This window comes from Flavobacterium sp. (genome assembly GCF_044338735.1).
In the GTDB taxonomy this organism is placed as follows: Bacteria; Bacteroidota; Bacteroidia; order Flavobacteriales; family Flavobacteriaceae; genus Flavobacterium.
In genome coordinates, this window is record NZ_JBIIWV010000007.1 from 21443 (window position 1) to 27731 (window position 6289).

Below are 6289 nucleotides of genomic sequence, written 5' to 3' on the forward strand. Positions count from 1 at the left end.
AAAAGCCCTAACGCTATCGCTCGGGCTTAATCTTACTTTTGATGTGTCAACTACTTTTTTTGAAGCTCCTGGTCAATTACGTACACGAATAATCCTATTGCCACAACTCCTATAAGAAGAGTTGTAGTAATAAGTAATTTCTTGTCCTAATTTGAGATAGTATTCATATTATTAAATATTTTTATTTATTGTTTTACTACTCTTACTGTTTTATTTACTTTCTCTCCTTTAAAGTTTAAGATATATAACCCATTTTGTAAAGCGGTTACATCTAATTCTTCTTGTTCTAAGACCCCATTAAAAACACCTTCTTTTACTTTTTGTCCTAAGGTATTGTAAACTTCATAAGATGACACCTGCTCTTTTGAAGTGATGAAAATTTTTGAAGACGTTGGGTTGGGGTACACAATGAAATTATTTGTGGTATCGAAAGTATCTACGTTTAAAGCTTGTTCAATTAATTGCATACCAGCTAAAGCATCTATTTTACCATAACCCCACTTTACATTAGGTGGTGTTGAATAAGTTGTGCCATAAAAATTAAATGGATTTGTAACATCTGAATCTGCTATTGATGTATTGCCAATTATTCCCAGTACATTATTTGTTGTTAGTTGAGGATAAGCCTGTAGCCATAAAGCTACAATACCGCTTACAACTGGTGATGCCATTGATGTGCCATCCATTTTACCATAAAAATGAGTACCAAAAGTATTAGTTACATCAATAAACCCTAAACCACCAGATTGATAAGTGGCGTGAAAAGAACTTAATGAAGAAACAATTCTATTACCTGGGGCAGTAACATTAGGCTTAATTAAAAAATCTGTACGAGGTCCTTTGCAAGAATATGTTGACAATGTTCCTTCATCGCCTGGAAATGGTTCTGAATTCAATACTTCAATAGGATTATACGAGCCTACAGTAACAACTCCACTTGCATTCCCTGGTGAATATATTGAAAAAAAATCATCACCTTGTGTGAAATTAAAACCTGTCAGATTATCAAACTCACAATTATTACACCAAGAATGTATCGTGTCATCAATTGATTGAATTGCTACAATTAAAAAATCAGAAGCATTATCATTATTTGAATTACATGTAATTCTTAAATGTGGTCTATTATTAAGTGGATTTATTTCTGAAAAAAATGTTATTGTCCATAAGTCATCTGATGTAAAAATGGGATCTACATCGATTAAAGTATAGGGATTCTGAAAATTTAAGTTCCCGTTCACTATAAATTGAAGTGTACTTGTGGACTCATAAGTTTCAGTTAAAGTATTATAAACTCCAATTGTAACACCAAAAGCACTATTAATACCTTGGTTATTTCCCCATATATCGATTGTAGATTCTTCATTTGCAGAATAAAAATTTTTATTATTCAATAAAAATTTTGTTTGATTTCCATTGAACACATTTACTGCGTGCTTTTTACGTCCCCCATCGTTTCCAGCGGCAGCTACTAATACTAGTCCAGGTGTATTTGATAAATTATTTAATGCTTGTTCCTCAATAGTTGTACCGTCATGAGGACCAAGACCCGTTCCAAAACTCATATTAATTACTACAGGCTTGTTAACAGAATTTGCATAATTTTTAATATAATTTATTGCATCAACATAATTATTATCCGTTGGAATAACCTGATTGAAACCGCTAACTAAAACTATTTCAGAATTTGGTGCCATACCTTTTAATAAACTTAAATTACCAGTTCCAGTGCCTGCTGCAATTCCTGCCACATGCGTACCGTGAGAAGAATTTGTTAGATCATATAATTTGCTTAATATTGCAGTAGCACCAATATATTCTGAACCATATGTAAAACCTAAGTTACTTGGAGGTGTTCCTGAAGCATTACTTCTTTCCCAAACTCTTGAAATTCTTAAATTACCATTAACATCTTTAAAATTTGGATGTGTGTAATCGAAACCACCGTCTATTATTCCAACAATTACACCAGTACCAGTGTAGGATTGACTTAAACCTGTACCTGAATGCACAGAATTCGTATTAGTTGTATTTCTTGCATTACTTACTTCTAATTCTAATTTTTCACCTATATCAGCATATTTTAAACATTGTATACTTTCTAGAAGGGGTAAATCTTGTACTTTAATAAACGCTGTTGAAATATTATCAGATATTTTAGAAATATCTAAGAAAATATTTGATCTGTTGAAATTTGTACAATCTCCATCAAATAAAAGTGTAATTCTTAATAAACTATTCAAATTTACCTCTGTAATAGAATTGTTTTTATTTTGTTTAGCTTGTAATAAAATAGATTTTGTAACAAGTGAAAGTTTAGAATTTTCTAATTTACTATCAATTTTTATAATTCTTGATTCATCAGTAAAAATTTGTTGTGAAAATAGGTTAATGCTTAATAAAAGCATTAGGAGGTTTAGTAAAATAGTAATTTTATTTTTCATTTTTTCAAATTATAAGAATTAATTAAAAGTCCATTTATTTAGACCAGGAACCACACTTCTCTTAGTAAACTTCTTTTTACTCTAACTTTCTTGTATGTATTTGAATTTTCGACCTTTCAACTACAGATTATCAGTAAAACGCTATTTATTTCAATAAATTTTTCATAACAAATATAAGACAAATTAATTAATTATAAGTTATGTAATAAAAAAAGCCCGAACGATATCGCTCAGGCTTAATCTTTCTTTTGATGTTTCAACTACTTTTTCTGAAGTTCCTGGTCAATTGCGTACACGAATAACCCTATTGCTATAACTCCTAAAAGAATAGTTGTAGTAATAAGGAATTTGTTATCCTTTTTGAGCATCATATTTTCAGCAAGAGTGTTTTCGGTCTCAAAAGTACGTTCTAAGGTAATAAGGTTTCTATAATCCTCCATATCTAATAATTTTTACAGATTTATTTATATTATCTATTATTAACGTAAATTCAAAAACACAGTTATGTCTAATTCCTTGTATCGTTTTGAAGTGGGTAAACAATTTGAACTGGATACCATAGCCTTCTAAAAAATCGTATGAAAAAACACTTTCATCTTTGCCTTCCATTAGTCTAATTAGAAGTAGATGTGTTTCATTTAAAGGTCCATAGAAAATAGCTCTTTTTTTTCTAAGTGCATTGGCTTGTTGGTTGTTGAATTTTTTGCGGTTCGAAGCAGATGCAAATCGTTGATTCACTCGTTGTGGTATAAACTGTTCGCCTGTAAGCGGGTCAATTTTAATTAGATCGCTCATAAAATAACCTCCTTCCTGAATTGCTTTTGTTTTGTTCCAACATTTCATCTATAGCTTTAGCGTCATACAGATAAACACCACCAAGTAAAGTATACGGAAGTATTCCGTCATTTCGATACTTGATAATAGTGTTGTTGGTTAGGCCAAAGAGTTCTTTTAAATCTTTAGCACGATAGTACTTTGAAGGCTGTACCTTCTTAGGTAATTTTTGTAGCTCATTTTCTAAGTTTTGTAACTTGACTACAATGGGCTCAAGCAGTAATTGAATTCCGCGAACCGATGGGATTTGAATCTCCTCTAAATTTTTCATAAACAATTAAATTATTAAATTATTCTGTAAAGGAATAGTTTATGTTTATTAAATAAATAGGTTTATGGAGATCTCCAAGAGATAAATTAATAAAATATTAGTTAAGATATGTTCTCTTGTTTTTGATGTAATTGTAAAGGAGGTCTAAGACATCATATTGCTTATCTTTCCTCTGTTTATCTTTTACTTTGGAATATTCCTTGGTAAAATCTGTTAAAGGTTTTATTCCAAGTTTAGAATCCGTATAGTTAAAATATTTTTCAGCAAACTTCTTGATTTTACTCTCGCTTTTGTATTTATCATCATCCATGTAAATTAAATCTGCTTCAATTAAAAGTTTAAATAAAAACGCTGTTGAAATTTTATCTAATTTTATGTTGCACTTATTTTCTGGGGCTTTATTTTCTGAAGCGTAATGGCTTAAATCTGTGACTCCGTATACCTGAATAGCATTTTTCAGATAATTGATTTTTTCTTCGAAGTAGATTAGGGATTTAAAGAATTGATTTATAAAAAAATACAATTTAACCTTTTCAAAATCATCCTTTTCTTTGTAATTTTTGGTTCGATCTTTATGCGCGTATAAGCAATAAAATATATTATCTTCTTCTACATTTCCATCAAAATTATAATTTAATACTTTTTCAATATAATAAATTTCCTGCACATCATAGTCAATCTCAAAATCCACTTCATTAATGTTACTTATATGGCTTAAAAAAGATTCAAAATATTGAATTTTATCAATTTTATAGCGATAAAGTTTACTTTGTATATTTTTTAGCAATTCATCAACAATTAAAAGGTTATTGTTGTTGCTTATCAAAATCACCTTAAGTCCTTCAACAAATTCATTAATCCTATCATGAAAATAAGATTCACCTATTTCATCTAACCACATGTTGTTAATGCGATATTTTTTGTGTTTGGAATGAAAATCTATTTTTTCATTTGTAAAATCAATGAATTCCTTTAAGTATTCTAAGGGTAGTAGCATGTTGTTAGTCATTTAGTTATATCAAATTTAATAAAAATCTAATTGTCTTTAAATTTCTCCATTAATTTTTGCATGTCTTCTGAAACATTAGTATCAAGAATTTTAGCATAATGCTGCGTTTGTCTTATGGTTTTATGTCCAAGCATCGCAGAAACGTTCTCAATTTTTATGCCATTTCCTAGTGTAACCGTTGTTGCAAATGTGTGTCGAGCTACATACCAAGTTAGATTTTTATCAAATCCGACAAGTTCTGCAATTTCCTTTAAATAGGCATTCATCTTTTGATTTGATATTTTAGGTAGTAAATTCTCTGATTCAAATTGGTATTTATTGATTATTTTAATTGCTTGTGGCAGAAGTGGTACATTTGATTTTGTATTGGTCTTTTGTCGATTGGCTTTTATCCATAGGGTTTTGGAAGTATCTTGAATAATATTTTTTCGAGTTAGTTGTAATGCATCTACCGGAGCATAACCCGTATAACAACTAAATAAGAAGAGATCTTTCACACGTTCCAATCGATCAATTTTGAAATCTTTATTTTCAATACGTTCCAACTCCTCTTGGGTCAAAAATAAAGTTTCAACTTCTTTTATTTTACCGCTGTATAAGTTAAATGGATTTTTTTCTATTAATTCCATCTTTATTGCATAATTACAGATCGTTTTTAGATTCTTGAAGTACTTTACGGTAGAATTGTTTTTAATCCCTAATTTGCCTTTATATTCGCTCTCAAATTTTAGATACGATTCAAGATTGTATATGTAGGCGCTGTTCACTTTATTAACTTTTATGTCTTTACATCCGTATTTTTTTACATTAAAAGTTTGAATTAAATCTTTTACTCTCATGTATTTCTGAAGCGAAGCTTTAGAGCGTTCACCAACTCCTACTAATTTAGCAAAATATTGATTGTGTTTGTCTATTAAATTCAATAAAGAGGGGAGGGAGTCTTCTGCATGTTTTCCTAAAATCATAAGTTTAAATTCAGAAATACTTACATCCTCTTGAAACTTTATAAGTTGATTGTAGATTTTTTCAATTTTTAAAACATACAAATCCAAGTATTCTTTAAGTACTTTTTCTTTGTCTTGTCTTAATACTCGTCTTAAATTGTCTGTTTGAGTCCATCTTTCCTCAGATATGTACTTGCAAGTACTTATTGTGATGGATTGGTTTTTAAAGAGAATTTTAATGTAAATTGGACATTCTCCATTGCTTTTTACCTTGTCTTTTTTGATGTAAAACATTGTTCTTACCATAATCTTTTTTAGTTAAAATTAAACAGTACAAATTGAACTAAAAAAAGCGTAAGCCCTTATGGTTACTGGAGATCTCCAGGGGAATTTCGAAATTTAGTTACCCTATTTTTGCAAAAAAACCGATAGGGTAACCTATAGGGTAACTAAATTATGCGTTTTTATGTGTTTTTTGACACTTTTCTAAAAACGAAAAAACCCTTCAAACACTGATGTTTAAAGGGTTTTTGAACTTTTATGTTTCTTTTGAAACATGCTTTCCGCGGAGAAAGAGGGATTCGAACCCCCGGACCTGTTACAGTCAACAGTTTTCAAGACTGCCGCATTCGACCACTCTGCCATTTCTCCAATAAGTCGCGCACTCAATTGCTGATTGCGAGTGCAAATATAGAATGTTTTTTTATTCCTGCAAACCTTTTAAGAATAAAAATAAATAAAAACGAGACATTTTTTTTAACTATTTCATTCCGAAATAATTATGCTT

The 6289-nt window shown here is 29.9% G+C and carries 5 protein-coding genes and 1 tRNA gene; all 6 read right to left on the bottom strand.

Features of this window, described 5'->3' with window-relative positions; all coding sequences use genetic code 11:
• Positions 1 to 185: 185 nt before the first annotated feature.
• The 6 genes from ACIQZC_RS01165 to ACIQZC_RS01190 all read right to left on the bottom strand — a co-directional run bounded on the left by ACIQZC_RS01165 (position 186) and on the right by ACIQZC_RS01190 (position 6153).
• Positions 186 to 2444 carry a S8 family peptidase gene (locus ACIQZC_RS01165; protein WP_396137406.1) on the bottom strand — a complete coding sequence of 753 codons (2259 nt, stop codon included), beginning with the start codon at positions 2442 to 2444 and terminating at the stop codon, positions 186 to 188.
• Positions 2445 to 2870: 426 nt separating this feature from the next.
• Positions 2871 to 3239 carry a hypothetical protein gene (locus ACIQZC_RS01170; protein ID WP_396137407.1) on the bottom strand — a complete coding sequence of 123 codons (369 nt, stop codon included), beginning with the start codon at positions 3237 to 3239 and terminating at the stop codon, positions 2871 to 2873.
• Positions 3223 to 3549, bottom strand: a complete 327-nt coding sequence (locus ACIQZC_RS01175) for a helix-turn-helix domain-containing protein (protein ID WP_396137408.1) — start codon at positions 3547 to 3549, stop codon at positions 3223 to 3225. Before ACIQZC_RS01175 ends, ACIQZC_RS01170 begins: the two co-directional genes overlap by 17 nt.
• A gap of 97 nt (positions 3550 to 3646) precedes the next feature.
• On the bottom strand, positions 3647 to 4558 hold the full coding sequence (locus ACIQZC_RS01180) for a hypothetical protein (RefSeq protein WP_396137409.1): 912 nt from the start codon (positions 4556 to 4558) through the stop codon (positions 3647 to 3649).
• 26 nt (positions 4559 to 4584) lie between these two features.
• Positions 4585 to 5808: a phage integrase SAM-like domain-containing protein gene (locus ACIQZC_RS01185; protein WP_396137410.1), complete on the bottom strand. Its 1224-nt coding sequence runs from the start codon at positions 5806 to 5808 to the stop codon at positions 4585 to 4587.
• 260 nt (positions 5809 to 6068) lie between these two features.
• Positions 6069 to 6153: transfer RNA gene (locus ACIQZC_RS01190), tRNA-Ser, on the bottom strand.
• Positions 6154 to 6289: the final 136 nt, after the last annotated feature.

Excerpts from the sequence above, each read along its gene's own strand:
- ACIQZC_RS01180 (WP_396137409.1), bottom strand. The coding sequence starts at position 4,558 with ATGACTAACAACATGCTACTACCCTTAGAATACTTAAAGGAATTCATT.
- ACIQZC_RS01165 (WP_396137406.1), bottom strand. The coding sequence starts at position 2,444 with ATGAAAAATAAAATTACTATTTTACTAAACCTCCTAATGCTTTTATTA.
- ACIQZC_RS01175 (WP_396137408.1), bottom strand. The coding sequence starts at position 3,549 with ATGAAAAATTTAGAGGAGATTCAAATCCCATCGGTTCGCGGAATTCAA.
- ACIQZC_RS01185 (WP_396137410.1), bottom strand. The coding sequence starts at position 5,808 with ATGGTAAGAACAATGTTTTACATCAAAAAAGACAAGGTAAAAAGCAAT.
- ACIQZC_RS01170 (WP_396137407.1), bottom strand. The coding sequence starts at position 3,239 with ATGAGCGATCTAATTAAAATTGACCCGCTTACAGGCGAACAGTTTATA.